At 52.8% G+C, this 16,345-nt stretch carries 16 protein-coding genes; all 16 read left to right on the plus strand.

Translation table 11 applies throughout. The features are described from left to right. The first annotated feature begins 16 nt into the window (after positions 1-16). The 16 genes from BO53_RS0111765 to BO53_RS0111840 all read left to right on the plus strand — a co-directional run bounded on the left by BO53_RS0111765 (position 17) and on the right by BO53_RS0111840 (position 16,344). Positions 17-1,192: a cell division protein FtsQ/DivIB gene (locus tag BO53_RS0111765; protein WP_031548430.1), complete on the plus strand. Its 1,176-nt coding sequence runs from the start codon at positions 17-19 to the stop codon at positions 1,190-1,192. Positions 1,193-1,307: 115 nt separating this feature from the next. Beyond that, the gene (ftsA, locus tag BO53_RS0111770) at positions 1,308-2,765 is read left to right on the plus strand and encodes a cell division protein FtsA (RefSeq protein ID WP_031548432.1); all 1,458 of its coding nucleotides are present in this window, start codon (positions 1,308-1,310) and stop codon (positions 2,763-2,765) included. Positions 2,766-2,791: 26 nt separating this feature from the next. Then, positions 2,792-3,916, plus strand: a complete 1,125-nt coding sequence (ftsZ, locus tag BO53_RS0111775) for a cell division protein FtsZ (protein ID WP_031548434.1) — start codon at positions 2,792-2,794, stop codon at positions 3,914-3,916. Positions 3,917-3,974: 58 nt separating this feature from the next. Further along, complete coding sequence (locus BO53_RS0111780; protein ID WP_031548436.1) at positions 3,975-4,769, plus strand: purine nucleoside phosphorylase YfiH/LACC1 family protein; 795 nt, start codon at positions 3,975-3,977, stop codon at positions 4,767-4,769. Continuing rightward, positions 4,750-5,391: a YggS family pyridoxal phosphate-dependent enzyme gene (locus tag BO53_RS0111785; protein ID WP_156956146.1), complete on the plus strand. Its 642-nt coding sequence runs from the start codon at positions 4,750-4,752 to the stop codon at positions 5,389-5,391. The genes BO53_RS0111780 and BO53_RS0111785 overlap by 20 nt, the downstream gene beginning before the upstream one ends. Before the next feature lie 5 nt (positions 5,392-5,396). Further along, positions 5,397-5,999, plus strand: a complete 603-nt coding sequence (locus tag BO53_RS0111790; RefSeq protein ID WP_031548440.1) for a cell division protein SepF — start codon at positions 5,397-5,399, stop codon at positions 5,997-5,999. An 11-nt stretch (positions 6,000-6,010) separates the two neighbouring features. Then, the gene (locus BO53_RS0111795; protein ID WP_084185041.1) at positions 6,011-6,316 is read left to right on the plus strand and encodes a YggT family protein; all 306 of its coding nucleotides are present in this window, start codon (positions 6,011-6,013) and stop codon (positions 6,314-6,316) included. A gap of 91 nt (positions 6,317-6,407) precedes the next feature. Next, a complete protein-coding gene (locus tag BO53_RS0111800) occupies positions 6,408-7,187 on the plus strand; it encodes a YlmH family RNA-binding protein (RefSeq protein ID WP_051683112.1) in 780 nt (259 codons plus the stop codon). A 21-nt stretch (positions 7,188-7,208) separates the two neighbouring features. Continuing rightward, positions 7,209-7,727 (plus strand): DivIVA domain-containing protein, encoded by a 519-nt coding sequence (locus BO53_RS0111805; protein ID WP_031548446.1) that lies wholly within the window; start codon positions 7,209-7,211, stop codon positions 7,725-7,727. Positions 7,728-7,993: 266 nt separating this feature from the next. Continuing rightward, positions 7,994-10,732 (plus strand): isoleucine--tRNA ligase, encoded by a 2,739-nt coding sequence (gene ileS, locus BO53_RS0111810; RefSeq protein WP_031548448.1) that lies wholly within the window; start codon positions 7,994-7,996, stop codon positions 10,730-10,732. Between the two features lie 9 nt (positions 10,733-10,741). Next, the gene (gene lspA / locus BO53_RS0111815) at positions 10,742-11,221 is read left to right on the plus strand and encodes a signal peptidase II (RefSeq protein ID WP_031548450.1); all 480 of its coding nucleotides are present in this window, start codon (positions 10,742-10,744) and stop codon (positions 11,219-11,221) included. Then, the gene (locus BO53_RS0111820) at positions 11,214-12,122 is read left to right on the plus strand and encodes an RluA family pseudouridine synthase (protein ID WP_031548451.1); all 909 of its coding nucleotides are present in this window, start codon (positions 11,214-11,216) and stop codon (positions 12,120-12,122) included. Before lspA ends, BO53_RS0111820 begins: the two co-directional genes overlap by 8 nt. Positions 12,123-12,329: 207 nt before the next feature. Next, on the plus strand, positions 12,330-12,857 hold the full coding sequence (pyrR, locus tag BO53_RS0111825) for a bifunctional pyr operon transcriptional regulator/uracil phosphoribosyltransferase PyrR (RefSeq protein ID WP_031548453.1): 528 nt from the start codon (positions 12,330-12,332) through the stop codon (positions 12,855-12,857). A 16-nt stretch (positions 12,858-12,873) separates the two neighbouring features. Next, on the plus strand, positions 12,874-14,196 hold the full coding sequence (locus BO53_RS0111830) for a uracil-xanthine permease family protein (RefSeq protein ID WP_031548455.1): 1,323 nt from the start codon (positions 12,874-12,876) through the stop codon (positions 14,194-14,196). Then, positions 14,189-15,067, plus strand: a complete 879-nt coding sequence (locus BO53_RS0111835) for an aspartate carbamoyltransferase catalytic subunit (RefSeq protein WP_031548458.1) — start codon at positions 14,189-14,191, stop codon at positions 15,065-15,067. Before BO53_RS0111830 ends, BO53_RS0111835 begins: the two co-directional genes overlap by 8 nt. A 2-nt stretch (positions 15,068-15,069) precedes the next feature. After that, a complete protein-coding gene (locus BO53_RS0111840; protein ID WP_031548460.1) occupies positions 15,070-16,344 on the plus strand; it encodes a dihydroorotase in 1,275 nt (424 codons plus the stop codon). Position 16,345 lies beyond the last annotated feature (1 nt).

Consider the following 16,345-nt stretch of genomic DNA (forward strand, 5'->3'; position numbering starts at 1 on the left):
GGAAGGGGATGGGCTGATGACTGAGCGACCGGATGTAGAAGAGATGAAACAGAAGCTGAAGCGTTCAAAGGGGCCGGCCCAGGGGCGGTTGGACACCCGGCTTGGCGGCGATTCTCCTCCAGAAAGGGAGGAAGAAGAATCCAGGGAAGGACGCACAGGGAATGAAGCGGAGGAGGTCACCACCTTCCATCAGAAAAAGACGGCCGACCGCCGCCCCCTTCACGCTTCGCATCACGATGTGGACGAAACGGAGATAGAAACGTTCTCCCCGAAGGATAGGGGCGATGTGGACGACACGGAGATAGAAACGTTCTCCCCGAAGAATCGGGGCAAGGAAAAGACCCGGAAACAGAAAAAGAAGCGGCCCCGGCCAAAGTTCACCCGGGCACACTTCTATCTGATGCTGCTGCTGACCCTGCTCCTTTCTGTCAGCATGCTGGTGTGGTATGTATTCAGCAGTGCCAGTGATGTAAAGAATATAAATATCAGCGGCAATGAACTGATCAGTGATGAGGAACTCGAGGAACGACTGCAGTTCGGCACGGGTGACAAGATGTTCAGCGCAGATTTGTCCCGGGCAAAGGAGAATGTCGGCATGCTGCCCGCTGTTGAAGAGGTGGAAATAGACCGCGAATGGTGGAACACCATCAATGTTGCCGTGACGGAATACCGCGCGGTTGGCTATGTGGCCAACGATACCGACTACTATCCGGTACTGGAAAATGCCCAGGTGCTCCGCGGCTATCCATCTTCACCGGATTCGGCGCCCATCCTCCACTATTTTGAGGGTCGTGAATTCGACCAGATGGTGGAAAGCCTTAATGAAATAGAGACGGATATACGGGAGAGCATTTCAGAAATCTACTACCGGCCGTCAGAGAATTCATCAACACGCATCCATATGTTCATGAATGACGGCCAGGAGATTGTCGCCGACTACAGGACCATCAACGAAAAGATGAATTATTATTTGAGCATGCGTGAAGAAATCGGGGATCCGGAAGCCGGAATCATCGACCTTGAAATCGGCAGCAGTTTCCTGCCATATGGCAGCGAGGAAGCTGTAGAAGTGAAGGCGGGCATCTATGAGGCCCCGGTGCAGGCGCAATACATCGAAGACGTGAATCAGGCACTCGCCAATGTTAAGGATGGCCTTTCAAATATCGGGAAGGATGAGGACGGGGAAGAATGATTCCCCGTCTGTTTTTATACTGGACTATTCAGCGTAAATAGTTCACAATATAAAAAGTATAATGTAAACTATATGATAGAGATAGCTGAAACAGGCTTGCTAGGAGGCAAATGAGTTGAAGGAACATTATTATGTCGCCCTGGATATCGGTTCCGCGAGTGTAAAGGCGGTCGTTGGTGAGAAATTCCATGATGGTGTCAACATCATTGGCACGGGCCAGACCTTCACGGATGCGATATCCAAAGGGAAAATAAAAGATTTTGATCTGGCGAGAAATGCAATTATAGATACGGTTAAAAAAGCAAAGATCTCATCCGGTGTAGACATCGATGAAGTCTTTTTAAAAATGCCTATTACTGAAACTGAATTCAAATTCGGAGAAGAGGAACTGCGCTTCGGCGGCAATTCCACTGAAATCAATGGTACCCACATCGAAGACCTTCTTGAAACGCTCAGGGAGCGGGAAGTCCACAGCGATAGGGAAGTTATCACTGTCTACCCTGTCCACTTCAAGGTGGATGACCTGCATGAAGTAATGGATCCGAAGGAAATGATGGCAACACAGTCGCTGTTCGTCAGGGCCGGGATCATCCTGATGAACAGGACGATCCTGATGAATGCAGTCAAATGTGTTGAAGATGCTGGCCTGACCGTGCTCGATGTCTATTCCGATGCGGTCAACTATCAGCATGTACTGAGTGAATCAGAAGTTGAGTTGGGCGGCGTGGTCATCGACATCGGTGCAGACCTGACACAGTTCGGCTATTATGAACGTGGCACACTGAAGTATGCACACAGCATTCCAGTCGGGGGTAACCACATTACAAATGACCTTTCGGAAGCATTCAACACGACTTTCGAATCAGCTGAAAAAGCGAAGCAGCAGTACGGGCATGCCTTCTACGACCTCGCGTCATCGGAGGATATCGTCAGGCTTCCGCAAAGGGACGGGGAGCCGGATATTGAAGTGACTCCAAAAGATCTTGCGGACATCATCGAAATGAGACTGGAAGAAATGTTCATGACCGTCTTCGAAGCATTGCAGGAGCAGCGCATCACGAAGGTCAATGGCGGGTTTGTCGTCACAGGGGGCACAGCCAACCTCCTCGGGGTGAAAGAACTCCTCCAGGATCTCGTCTCCGAAAAGATCAGGGTCCATATTCCAAACCAAATGGGTGCACGCAAGCCGGAATTCTCAAGTGTCATTTCCACAGTATCCAGTGGAATTATGTTTGATGAACTCCTTGAGTATGTTACAATTGATAATTATGATACGGAGTCGAAAAATACTGTAGATACAAGCGATGAAGAGGCATCAGGAAGCTTCTTCACAGGTCTTTTCAACAAACGCAAGGAGCAGAATACCCGCCAGCTGGAATCAGGGGAGACATACAAGTATCCACCTGAGGGATCCCGCGAGGGGAACCCGGGTGAAGAAGAGTATTCCGACTACGCATATGATGAAGAGCGCTCGGATGAAACAGTCACCCGACGCTCTGAAGAGGCACGTCAAGGTGAACAGAAAGACTACCGTGGATATATGAAGAAGCTCTTTAAAAATTTGTTTGAGTAAGATGAATGACTGGGAGGAAATGAGAAATGTTAGAATTCGAGCAAGGGTTTAACCATATGGCGACACTAAAAGTTGTCGGCGTCGGTGGCGGCGGCAACAACGCAGTCAATCGGATGATTGACGACGGCATGCAGAACGTGGAGTTCATCGCAATCAATACGGACGGACAGGCCTTGAACCTGTCAAAAGCAGAATCCAAGATCCAGGTCGGTGAGAAACTGACACGCGGTCTCGGTGCTGGGGCCAACCCGGACATCGGGAAAAAGGCTGCCGAAGAATCCAGGGAACAGATTGAAGATGCCATTCAGGGCGCCGACATGGTCTTCGTCACTGCAGGAATGGGCGGCGGTACAGGTACCGGTGCAGCACCGGTAGTAGCCAAGATTGCCAAAGAGATGGGCGCGCTGACTGTAGGTGTCGTTACACGTCCATTCTCCTTTGAAGGCAGAAAACGCCAGACCCAGGCTTCTGCAGGGGTCGACGCAATGAAGGCGGCGGTCGATACACTCATCGTCATCCCGAACGACCGTCTACTGGATATCGTGGATAAATCCACGCCGATGATGGAAGCGTTCAAGGAAGCGGATAATGTGTTGAGACAAGGGGTTCAGGGCATTTCCGACCTCATCGCCGTCAGCGGTGAAGTGAACCTTGACTTCGCAGACGTCAAGACGATCATGACCAACCAGGGATCAGCACTCATGGGCATCGGTGTCTCCAGTGGTGAGAACCGTGCCATCGAAGCAGCCAAGAAGGCAATATCGAGTCCACTCCTCGAAACATCCATCGTGGGCGCACAGGGTGTCCTGATGAATATTACAGGCAGCGAGTCACTGTCGCTGTTCGAAGCACAGGAAGCAGCGGATGTCGTCCAGGATGCAGCGGATGAAGATGTCAATATGATCTTCGGTACGGTCATCAATCCGGAACTGGAAGACGAAATCGTCGTTACAGTCATCGCTACCGGCTTCAATGAAAAGTCGGTGAACCGTACACCTGAAAGGGAAGAGAAGAAGGACACCTTCACATATCCGACCTCCTCAAGGGAAAGCGCGCCTGAACGCGAAGCGGAACCGAGGGAGAGCAGTTCACAGGATGATGATTATGAAGTGCCTACGTTCCTGCGGAACCGTTCAAGACGCAGACGATAGAAATAAGGTATAAGTCAGAAGGGCACGCCTTTCTGACTTATTTTTTGAGGTGTAACCAATGAAGTTTATAGACCACAAGCATCATGTAGGCAATCAGTCAGAAGATGTCCTGTTCGGCTACACCAAGAGGACTGGTGGAAGGAGCAGCTATCCATCCGACAGCTTCAACATGGCCCTCTATATCGGTGATGATGCATCGAATGTCCAGCATCATCAGGATTGTCTGGGCGAGGCGGTCGGCTTCCCGCCGGAACGCTGGGTGATGCCGATCCAGAAGCATGGGGGCAACATAGAAGAAGTGACGCTTTTGGATGCAGGTACGAATGTCAGAAAGCTGTCCGACCGGCTTTATGATGTGGATGGTCTGTATACATATGAACCAGGGATCATGCTTGCCATGAACTATGCAGATTGTGTACCCATCCATATATGGAGCAGGAAGAATGATTTCACTGCGCTTGTCCATGCCGGTTGGCGCGGCACATCACACGGAATCATCAAAAGGATGGTCGAGCGCTATGAAGGGGATCCGAAAGATCTCACGGTTGTAATTGGAGTGGCCATAAATGGGTCATGCTATACTGTGGATGCGCGTATCATCCGGGCGCTCGAGGAGGCCGGTCTGCCTGACGGAGCGGTGCGGACCCACGATGCAGGATTCGACCTTGACCTGAAGGAAATAAACCGATACCAGGCACTGAAGGCGGGTGTGGACGGGAGCCATATCCATGTATCAGAGCTTGGCACAGAGGATCTGGACCGTTTCTTCTCCTACCGTCTGGAGAAGGGTGAGACCGGTCGTGCACTTGCATTTATCGGGAGGAAGAAAGATAATGATAAAGGAAAACTATGAACAGCTGAAAAAGGAGATCGGTGATGCTGCAACATTGATTGCGGTGACGAAATACCACTCCATAGACGAAGCACGTGAAGCATATGATGCAGGAGTCCGGCATTTTGGCGAGAACCGCGTGGAAGGCTTCCTTGAAAAGCGGGAGGCACTCCCCGAGGATGCGGAAGTCCATTTCATCGGTACGCTGCAGTCGCGCAAGGTGAAGGATATCGCCGGCCATCTGCACTACCTCCATTCCCTTGATCGTGAAAGTGTCGCCAAAAAAATTGAACAATACAGTGAACGTGCTGTAAAATGCTTTGTACAGGTCAACGTATCAGGCGAAGCATCCAAGCATGGGCTGTCACCGGAGGAGGTCCCCGACTTTCTGGAAGCTATGGAATCCTACAGCAGAGTCCAGATCATCGGGCTGATGACCATGGCACCGCATACGGAAGATGAATCCGAAATCAGTGCAGTATTCGAACGTCTCGCCGCCCTCAGGGATTCACTCAAGGCGGACAACCACGGGAATATCCAGGTGGAAGACCTGAGCATGGGGATGAGCAACGACTATGGCATTGCTATCCGACACGGTGCCTCATATGTCCGTATTGGCAGCAAATTAATGGGAAGCAGGTGAAAACCATGGCCATCAAAAAGTTTTTCAAAGATATCTTCATCGTAGAATATGAAGAGGACGCACCGGCAAAGGAGCAGAAGGAATCGAAATCGGTCGGCAGCAGTGCTAAGGTGACGAGCCTGGAGCAGTCCAAAAAAGGGCGGGCAGGGAACCAGGACCCATCTGCGGAAGCAGGACAGCCCAAGCCCAAACCGCAGTCCAAACCCCAGAAAAAAGAATCCGTTTCACCATCCTTCCGCCAGACGGAGCGCAGACAGTCCACCAGGCAGCGCCAGGAGAAGGACAAAAAGGCCATTCAGAAGGAAAAGGAGACGACTTTGATGAGTGCTGAAGCAAGCAATACGAAAGTATGTCTGTTTGAACCCAGGGTTTTTTCCGAAACCCAGGATATTGCTGATGAACTGAAAAATGACCGGGCGACACTGGTCAACCTGTCGAAGGTGGACCACGGACCGAAAAAGCGCATCGTCGACTTTCTGAGTGGTACGGTCTATGCCCTGGATGGAGACATCCAGAAGGTGGGTGCCGATATCTTCCTGTGCACGCCCAACAGCGTGGGTGTCGAAGGAGAAATCAGCGAAGATAAAAACCAAACTGAAGAAATGTAAGGAGAATGATTTTGGACAATCAATTAATTATAGAAGTACTAAGTTTCATCCAAAGTTTCATCAATACCGTATTTCCCATATTCTTCTGGGGGCTGATCATCTACATTCTCAGCTCCTGGCTGCCGGGGCTGAGGGAGTCGGCCTTCGGACAGATCCTCGGGAAAATCTATGAACCGATACTCGAACCATTCAGGAAAATCATTCCTCCGCTCGGCGGCGTGCTCGACCTCTCCCCGATCATTGCGATCATCGTCATGCAGCTGTTTCTGAGCGGTCTGAATGCAATCTTCAACACCATCATCACTTCATTGTATTAAATATTCAGGAAAAGGGGCGCTCCTTTGGACAATTGTCTGCCGACGATTGCCCGGATGGGCGCCCTGATTGTCATTAACAGGAGGTCTAGTTTTGAAAGAGGTCTATCAGCACTTTAGAAAAGAGGAGCATGAAAAGATTACAATGCTCAATGGGAAATTTGAAATTGCGGCACGGGATTATTATCCCGTCCTCCTCGATTTCCTGGACCCGAGGGAACAGCGGATCGTCACAAGCCTCTCCGGATTCCATCCGGAGCTCAGGGTGGAATTCTACGGGGGACCGGGAGAGCGGGAGCGGCAGCGTGCGATGATCATTCCGGAAATGCTGGAGGTATCGGAGCCGGACTTTGAAATCACCGTCTTTGAACTGGAATATCCTGAGAAGTTCGTCAAACTGACGCACCGCAACATACTGGGTGCCGTGATGAATGTCGGTGTCGACCGCTCCCTCATCGGGGACATCGTAGTGGCGGACCGAATCCAGTTTGCCGTGGCAGCACCTTATGCGCCCCTGTTCCACCAGACGCTGACACGCATCAGGAATGCACCGGTCGTCCTGACGGAAGTACCGCATGAATCATTCATCACACCGGTGGACGACGGCAGGCCCATGTCGATACTCGTCGCTTCCTTCCGGCTGGATGCCATCATTTCGGAAGTGGTCAGGGAGGGGCGGGCCAAATCGAAGGCACGTGTGGAAAAGGGCAAGGTCAAAGTCAATCATTCGATTGTTGTGAATCCATCATTTATAATGGAAACTGGTGATACGGTATCCATCCGCCATTTCGGGCGCTTCAAGGTCACGCAGCTGATTGCGGAGACGAAGAAGGGCAAGTACCGGCTTGAGGTTAGAGTCTACAGGGATGGGTAATACACAACTGAGGTGAAAATTATGGATAGAGAAGAAGCGGTGAACCGCAAATTTCCGACAGTATACCGGGGTCTCGATGAACAGGAGGTTCGGGCACATCTTAGAAATCTGCAGGCGGAAATCGACAGGCGGGATGAGAAGATCAGACAGCTGGAAGGCATGCTCGATGAGAAGGAAGAGAACCTGAACAGCTTCAGGAATGTCGAAACGAGCATCAATGAGGCGATCCTTACCGCCCAGCGTGCAGGGGACGAGGCAAAGCGCACCGCACAGGCACGGGCCGAAGAGATCATCCGTGCGGCTGAAGCGGAGCGCGAGCGTGTTGTCGATGAAGGCCTTGCGCGTGCACGCCATATCGCCAACCAGACGGAGGATATGAAACGGCAGTCCAAAATATTCCGGGCACGCTTCAAGATGCTTGTCGAGGCACAGCTGGATCTCCTGAAGTCGGATGACTGGGACTATCTGCTGGATTTCGAGACGAATCAGGAGCACCGGGTGGATGATCTGGAAGCGGTGGAGAAGAAACAGGACGAATGACATGTTGACGGATCAGCGGATATTTAGCATAATAATAGTATTGTTAGACATGCAGACGTCATTACAGATCAAGCGACCGGGGGAGGGTGGAAGCTCCGGCACACAGTGGCGGCCTTGATATCACTAATGATTTATCTTCATATCTGAATCGAGTGGACTCTGGACCGGAGTCAATTAGGGTGGTACCGCGGATTTTTTCGCCCCTGTTGACGACGATCCGGAGTTTTTTATTCCAACAACCAATATAGGAGAAGGAGCTAGGAAAAATGGATTACAAAGATACACTGCTCATGCCGAAGACCAAATTCAAAATGCGTGGAGGGCTGATCAACAAGGAGCCTGAAATGCAGAAGAAGTGGCAGGAAGACAAGCTTTATGAAAAGAAATTGAAACTGAACGAAGGCAACACGCCGTATGTACTGCATGACGGCCCGCCATATGCCAATGGCGCGCTCCACATGGGGCACGCACTGAACAAGATCATCAAGGACATCATCATCCGCAATAAGCAGATGCGTGGATACTATGCACCTTATGTGCCGGGCTGGGATACGCACGGCCTGCCGATTGAACAGGCGCTGACGAACAAGGGTGTCGACCGCAAGAGCATGACGACCGAAGAATTCCGGAACAAATGCATCGAGTTCGCCAACACGCAGATCGACCATCAGCGTGAAGGCTTCAAACGCATGGGCATCGACGGGGAATGGGACAATCCATACCTCACATACAAGCCCGAGTTCGAGGCGGCACAGGTGCGCGTGCTGAAGGATATGGTGGAAAAAGGCCTCATCTACAAAGGCAAGAAGCCGATCTACTGGTCTCCGGTCAATGAATCCTCACTCGCCGAAGCGGAACTCGAATACAAGGACAAGCGTTCTCCGTCCATCTATGTCGGCTTCGAAGTCGAAGATGGAAAAGGTGCAGTGGACAAAGGTGTCCAGCTCGTCATCTGGACCACGACACCTTGGACGATTCCGGCGAACCAGGCGGTTGCCCTGCATCCTGAACTGAACTATGTGCAGTTCGGCTACGAAGGGAAGGAATATATCGTGGCGGAAGATCTGCTCGACCATTTCCTGGAAGAGGTCGATTTCGACAAGGATAAAGTGACGCGCACGAAGGAATTCAAAGGGGAGTCACTCGAGTATGTGACAGCACGCCACCCGCTGTTCGACCGCACGAGCCTCGTCGTGCTCGGCGACCATGTAACGACGGATGCCGGTACCGGCTGTGTCCACACGGCGCCGGGACACGGGGATGACGACTTCATCCTCGGCCAGCAGTATGACCTCGAGGTACTGAGCCCCGTCGACGACAAAGGTGTCTTCACTGATGAAGCGGGCAAATACTCCGGCCTCTTCTATGATGAGGCGAACAAGGTCATCACAGAGGACCTGGAAGCAAACGGTGCACTGCTGAAGCTGAACTTCTATACACACTCATATCCGCACGACTGGCGTTCCAAGACACCGGTCATCTTCCGTGCGACACCACAGTGGTTCGCTTCCATCAAAAATGTCAGGGAAGATATCCTGCAGGCGGTCATGGACACGAAGTTCCAGGTGCCTTGGAACCAGAAGCGCATGTACAACATGATCAAGAACCGCGGCGACTGGGTCATCTCCCGTCAGCGTGTATGGGGCGTGCCGCTGCCATTCTTCTATGCCGAAAACGGCCAGGAGATCGTCGATACGGATGTCATCGAACACGTGGCACAGCTTTTCGAGACGCACGGCTCCAACATCTGGTTCGAGTGGGATGCGAAAGATCTGCTGCCTGAAGGCTATACACATGACGGCTCGCCGAATGGTGAATTCACAAAAGAGATGGATATCATGGACGTCTGGTTCGACTCCGGCTCCACCCACCGCGGCGTGCTGGCGACGCGGGACTATCTGACATACCCGGCGGACCTCTATTTCGAAGGTTCCGACCAGTACCGCGGATGGTTCAACTCCTCCATCATCACAAGTGTGGCGACTAAAGGCGTTGCTCCGTACAAGGAACTGCTCAGCCATGGCTTCGTCATGGACGGGGAAGGGAAGAAGATGTCGAAATCCCTCGGCAACGTCATCCTGCCCGAGAAGGTCATGAAGCAGATGGGGGCGGATATCATCCGCCTGTGGGTCATGTCCTCGGACTTTGAAGAGGACGTCAGAATCTCGGACGATATACTGAAACAGGTGTCCGAAGTCTACCGCAAGGTCAGGAACACATTCCGGTTCCTCCTCGGCAATGTGGCGGACTTCAATCCGAATGAAGATGCTGTGGCATATGAGGACATGAAGGAAGTCGACCAGTTCATGATGCAGCGCTTCAATGAGATGGTCAATCTGATGCGCGACTGCTACGACCGCTACGACTATGTTTCCATGTACCAGTCGCTCCAGAACTTCATCAATGTGGACCTTTCGAACTTCTATCTGGACTACGGCAAGGACATCCTCTATATCGAGAGCGCGGATGCACATATCAGACGCAGCATGCAGACCGTACTCTACAGGATCCTGACCGACCTCAACCGCCTCCTCGCCCCTGTGCTCGTGCATACTGCCGAAGAGATCCACCAGCATACGCCTTATGTGGAGAAGGAGAGCGTCCATCTCGAATACCTTCCGAAAGAAGCGGAAGTCGACACTGCACTGGTGGAAAAATGGAAGCACTTCATGGTTGTCAGGGATGACGTACTGAAGGCACTTGAAGAAGCAAGGAATGAAAAGGTCATCGGCAAGTCGCTCGAAGCCAAAGTCCAAGTGACCGAACCCGAAGGCATGAGCTATGACGAGATCAATGGTGCACTGACGCAGCTCTTCATCGTCTCCCAGGTCGAAGTCGTCGATTCACTGCCGGACGGAAAGCAGTATAATCATATCAGCGTGAAGGTGGAGCATGCCGAGGGCACACGCTGCGAACGCTGCTGGAACTATTCTACGGCTGAATCCATCCACGGTGGCGATGATGACATCTGTCCAAGATGTCGTGAAGTTGTCGACCAGATGTAGGAGGATGTCATGAAATCGTACAGATTCATTCCGATGGCCTTGGTCGGCCTGTTCATACTGGGGCTCGACCAGTTCACGAAGTACCTGGTCGTCCGCTTCATGGAGGAGGGGGAGTCGATTCCGATACTCGGGAAGTATCTGGAACTGACTTCCCACCGCAACAGCGGCGCTGCCTGGGGGATGTTCCAGGGACAGATGATCTTCTTCTATGTGGTGACGGTGGTCGTGCTGGCCATACTGGTCTATGTGTATATCAAGGAAGCGAAAGGCAATTTCCTCCTTCAGCTGGCAATCGTCATGCTGATGGCAGGTTCGCTCGGCAATTTTATAGATCGTATTTTATTTCAGGAAGTGGTCGATTTCATCGACGTGCTGATCGTGTTTTATGATTTCCCAATTTTTAATGTCGCAGACAGCGCTTTGACGGTTGGCGTCATACTAATGCTTTTGGAATTCTTCTTTACAGGAAAAGGTGACAAGGATGCATGAAATTACAGTAAGTGATATGGACAGTGGCCAGAGGATCGACAGGCTGCTTGCAGAACAGCTCGAAGACACATCCCGCAGCGATATGCAGGGACGCATCAGGGATGGACTGGTCAAAGTGAACGGTGGAACGGTCAAGCCCAACTACAAGGTCAAGAAGGATGATGTGGTCACTGTTGAAGTGCGGGAACTCGTCGAAGCGGACATTGTGCCCGAGAATCTCAATCTTGACATCGTCCATGAGGATGATGAAGTGGCGGTGGTCAACAAACCAAAGGGCATGGTGGTCCATCCGGCCGCAGGTCATCCGTCAGGTACTCTGGTGAATGGACTGATGCATCAGCTGGACAACCTTTCCGGCATCAATGGGGAACTCCGCCCGGGCATCGTCCACCGTATCGACAAGGATACGAGCGGGCTACTGATGGTGGCCAAAGATGATGTGGCGCACAGGCATCTGGTGGAGCAGCTGGTGGAAAAAAGTGTGACGAGAAAATATACAGCCCTTGTGCATGGCACCATCCCGCATGACAAGGGGACGATTGAAGCACCGATCGGCAGAAACCCGAAAGAGCGCCAGGAGATGGCTGTCGTCGACGATGGCAAAGAGGCGGTGACCCACTTCAATGTCCTGGAAAGGTACAAGGACTTCACCCTGGTGGAATGCATACTGGATACAGGACGCACCCACCAGATTCGTGTGCATATGAAATATATCGGATACCCGCTTGCAGGCGATCCGAAATACGGACCGAGGAAGACGCTCGAAACAGAGGGGCAGATGCTGCACGCAGGCACGCTTGGATTCATCCATCCAAAAAGCGGTGAATATCTTGAATTTACAGCGCCGCTGCCGGATCTGTTCGAGGATGTCCTAGAAACTTTGACGCCACTTTCGGAATAATGCTTGACTTTAAAAACCATTAAGTCTAAGATATTAAGGAAAAGTGAATATGAAATGTCTTTAAGGGAAGTCCCGTGAGGCTTCAAAGACATGGTATAAACGGGTGCACCCATACAGGGCGGGATGCATATTTATTAGGATACGTGTATACTCATGTCTTTAGACATGAGTATTTTTTTATATCATCTTTTAAAAGGAGCCAATCATATGGAACCAAGAGTCATTCTTGATGCAGCGCAGATCAGCCGTTCGTTGACACGGATGTCGCATGAAATTCTTGAACGCAATAAAGGGGCGGAGGGCATCGTATTCCTCGGTGTCAAAACCAGGGGGGAATATCTCGCGCGCAGGCTGCAGAGGAAGGTAGAGGAGATCGACGGTGTAAGAATCCCGACCGGCACCATTGATATCACTGCGTTCAGGGATGACCGGCCCATGGACAGCAGAGCGGCGGCGGAGGCCATCGCAATCGATGTCCCGCTCGATGACCGCCATGTCATCGTCGTGGACGATGTACTGTATACGGGACGGACGGTCCGGGCTGCAATGGATGCGATACTGAACCAGGTCCGGCCATCGAAAATCACCCTCGCAGTACTGGTCGACCGGGGGCACCGGGAACTGCCGATACGGGCGGATTTCGTCGGCAAGAACATCCCGACCGCACGGGGCGAGAAGATCAATGTATATCTTGAAGAGCACGATCACGCGAATGAAGTGACACTAAGCAAATAGCAGGAGGAATTGGAACATGCAGGATAAAGAGTCGACAGAAGAAATTTTTACAAAAAGTGTGGAGCCGGTACTGGATGTCCACGAAAAGCCAAAACCCGCCCAGTGGCTACTGCTCAGTTCACAGCATCTGTTCGCGATGTTCGGTGCGACGGTGCTCGTTCCCTTCCTTACGGGACTGCCGATATCAGCCGCCCTCATAGCGAGCGGGGTGGGCACCCTGCTCTATATACTCATTACGAAGGGGCAGATTCCTGCATATCTCGGTTCGAGCTTTGCATTCATCCTTCCAATCACAATCGCCCTGGGCGCGAACAGCCTGGGAGAGGTGCTCACCGCACTGTTCTTCAGCGGTGTACTCTATGTCATCATCGGGCTTGTCATACGGCTGTTCGGTACCGACTGGCTGATGAACCTGCTGCCGCCGGTGGTCGTGGGGCCGGTCATCATGGTCATCGGGCTCGGACTTGCGCCGGTCGCGGTCGACATGGCGATGTACACGGATTCCGGCAATCAGGAAGGCTACAGCATGCTATACATATTCGTCGCTGCAGTGACACTCATCATCACCATCTGCGCCTCCATCTTCCTCCGGGGCGTCCTGTCGCTCATACCGGTCCTGATCGGCATCGTCGGCGGATATATCACCGCCATACTTGTCGGCATCGTGGACTTCACAGGCATCATCGAGACGGGCTGGTTCGTCACACCGGATGTCCACCTGCCATTCGTTTCCTATGATCCAACATGGAATGTCGGACTGATGATCGTCATGCTGCCGATCGTATTCGTCACCGTGAGTGAGCATATCGGCCACCAGATGGTCATCAACAAAATCGTCGGCCGGAACTTCTTCAAGAAGCCCGGACTCCACCGCTCGCTGATCGGCGACGGCGTATCCACGATGTTCTCGAGCATCATCGGGGGCCCGCCGACGACGACATATGGTGAAAACATCGGAGTGCTTGCCATCACGCGCATCTTCAGCGTCTGGGTGATCGGCGGTGCCGGGGTGCTCGCGATCATCCTCGGCTTCATCGGCAAGTTCACAGCAGTCGTGCAGAGCATTCCGACCCCCGTCATGGGCGGCGTATCGATCCTCCTTTTCGGAATCATCGCTTCCAGTGGGCTGCGAATGCTCATCGATGAGCAGGTGAACCTGGATTCCAAGAGGAACCTGGTCATCGCTTCAGTCATCCTGGTCATCGGAATCGGCAAGGCACACCTCGACTTCACCATCGGCGACATCCCATTCAACCTTGAAGGGATGGCACTCGCAGCAGTCGCCGGCATTCTCTTGAACGCAATTCTACCGAAGGAGGCTCCTGTCCGTGATGAATAGTCTGCTATCAATGAACGACCTGTCAAAGGATGACATCATGCGCCTCATCCGCCGCGCACTCGAAATGAAGACGGGAAACTACAGGCCGCTTGCCGAAAGGAAATATGTGGCCAACCTCTTCTTTGAACCGTCGACACGGACGAAGGCGAGCTTTGAAATGGCCGAAAAGCACCTCGGCATTACCTCGATGCCATTCGACGTCGACCACAGCTCCGTCACCAAAGGCGAGTCGCTCTATGACACGTGCCGCACCATGGAGGCCATCGGCTGCGATGCACTCGTCATCCGCCATGGCGTAACCGCCTACTATGATGAGATGGAGGGGCTCGGCATCCCGATCATCAACGGTGGGGACGGCAGCGGCTCGCATCCCACACAGTCGCTGCTCGACCTGATGACCATCTATGACCGGTTCGGCCGGTTCGAGGGACTGAAGGTGGTCATCGCCGGGGACATTTCCCACAGCCGGGTGGCGCGGAGCAACCAGCAGGCACTGGCGAAGCTCGGTGCCGAAGTCCGGTTCAGTGCACCGGAGGCCTGGCAGGATGAAAGCATTGAAGTCCCGTACGTCGACCTCGACGATGTAGTCGAAGATGCCGACGTCATCATGCTGCTGCGGGTCCAGCACGAACGGCATGGAAATGAGAAGGACTTTACGAAAACGGCATACCATAACGGCTATGGCATGACATTGAAACGGTATCAGCGCATGAAGGAGGATGCCATCATCATGCACCCGGCACCGGTCAACCGTGATGTCGAGATAGACGGCCGGCTGATCGAAGCGCCGCGCTCGGTCATCTTCGAACAGATGAACAACGGTGTATTCATGCGCATGAGTGTACTACAAGAAATCCTTGGGAGTGAATAATAATGAAGATGCTTTTGAAAAATGGAACGGTACTTGAAGACAACAGGCAGATCAGGAAGGACATTCTTGTCGATGGCGACAGGATTGAAGAGATTGCAGACGACATCACCACGGAAGCCGATGAAACGGTGGACTGTACCGGCATGCTCATCACTCCGGGATTCGTGGACGTGCATGTCCATCTGAGGGAGCCGGGGGGCGAGCACAAGGAAACGATCGAAACGGGCACCCGTGCAGCCGCACGGGGCGGTTTCACGGCAGTCTGCCCGATGCCGAACACCCGGCCGGTACCGGATGATGCCGAAACGATGGCGGATATCCAAAAAAGGATCCGGGATACGGCACATGTAAAAGTCATTCCATACGCATCCATCACTACACGCCAGCTGGGACGTGAACTGGTCGATTTCGAAGCACTCAAGTCAGCCGGTGCATTCGCATTCACCGATGACGGCGTCGGGGTACAGAGCGCTGATATGATGCTTCAGGCGATGAAGGAAGGCGCCCGGGTGGGCATGCCGATCGTTGCCCATACCGAGGAGAACACGCTTATCCACGGGGGTGCGATCCACGAAGGGAAGACGAGTGAAAAGCTCGGCATCCCGGGCATCCCTTCGGTGACGGAATCGGTACATATCGCACGGGACGTGCTGCTTGCGGAAGCGGCAGGCTGCCACTATCACGTGTGCCACGTAAGTACGAAGGAGAGCGTCCGCATCATACGGGACGCAAAGCGGGCGGGCATCCGGGTCACTGCAGAAGTCACTCCCCACCACCTTGTGCTGGACGAAAATGACATCGTGGAAAAAGATCCGAATTTCAAGATGAACCCGCCGCTCAGGGGCACAGAAGACCGTAAGGCACTGATCGAGGGGCTGCTCGACGGGACCATCGACATGATTGCGACGGACCATGCACCGCATGCAGAAGACGACAAGGCGGTCGGCATCGAGACGGCACCATTCGGCATCACCGGCAGTGAAAATGCCTTCCAGCTGCTTTATACGAAGCTCGTCAAAACGGGTGTATTCACACTGCAGCAGCTCGTCGACTGGCTGACGGTCAGGCCGTCCGAAACATTTGGAATGGACATGGGCGTGCTCGCCGAAGGCCGGTCGGCCGACATCACCATCATCAATCTTGACAAGAAATATGTGCTCGACAAGGAAAAGTTCCATTCGAAGGCACGCAATACTCCATTTCATGGAACCGCGCTCGAATCCGACATCCACATGACGATTGTGGACGGGAAAATCGCCTATAGGGAGGAAGCATAAT

The organism is Salinicoccus luteus DSM 17002, from assembly GCF_000712035.1.
Classification (GTDB): Bacteria; Bacillota; Bacilli; order Staphylococcales; family Salinicoccaceae; genus Salinicoccus; species Salinicoccus luteus.

Bases quoted from the DNA above. Each gene is read 5' to 3' on its own strand.
- BO53_RS0111820 (WP_031548451.1), top strand. From the start codon at position 11,214: ATGCATGAAATTACAGTAAGTGATATGGACAGTGGCCAGAGGATCGAC.
- BO53_RS0111765 (WP_031548430.1), top strand. From the start codon at position 17: ATGACTGAGCGACCGGATGTAGAAGAGATGAAACAGAAGCTGAAGCGT.
- BO53_RS0111780 (WP_031548436.1), top strand. From the start codon at position 3,975: ATGAAGTTTATAGACCACAAGCATCATGTAGGCAATCAGTCAGAAGAT.
- BO53_RS0111830 (WP_031548455.1), top strand. From the start codon at position 12,874: ATGCAGGATAAAGAGTCGACAGAAGAAATTTTTACAAAAAGTGTGGAG.
- ileS (WP_031548448.1), top strand. From the start codon at position 7,994: ATGGATTACAAAGATACACTGCTCATGCCGAAGACCAAATTCAAAATG.
- lspA (WP_031548450.1), top strand. From the start codon at position 10,742: ATGAAATCGTACAGATTCATTCCGATGGCCTTGGTCGGCCTGTTCATA.
- BO53_RS0111835 (WP_031548458.1), top strand. From the start codon at position 14,189: ATGAATAGTCTGCTATCAATGAACGACCTGTCAAAGGATGACATCATG.
- BO53_RS0111790 (WP_031548440.1), top strand. From the start codon at position 5,397: ATGGCCATCAAAAAGTTTTTCAAAGATATCTTCATCGTAGAATATGAA.
- BO53_RS0111805 (WP_031548446.1), top strand. From the start codon at position 7,209: ATGGATAGAGAAGAAGCGGTGAACCGCAAATTTCCGACAGTATACCGG.
- ftsZ (WP_031548434.1), top strand. From the start codon at position 2,792: ATGTTAGAATTCGAGCAAGGGTTTAACCATATGGCGACACTAAAAGTT.
- BO53_RS0111785 (WP_156956146.1), top strand. From the start codon at position 4,750: ATGATAAAGGAAAACTATGAACAGCTGAAAAAGGAGATCGGTGATGCT.
- pyrR (WP_031548453.1), top strand. From the start codon at position 12,330: ATGGAACCAAGAGTCATTCTTGATGCAGCGCAGATCAGCCGTTCGTTG.
- BO53_RS0111840 (WP_031548460.1), top strand. From the start codon at position 15,070: ATGAAGATGCTTTTGAAAAATGGAACGGTACTTGAAGACAACAGGCAG.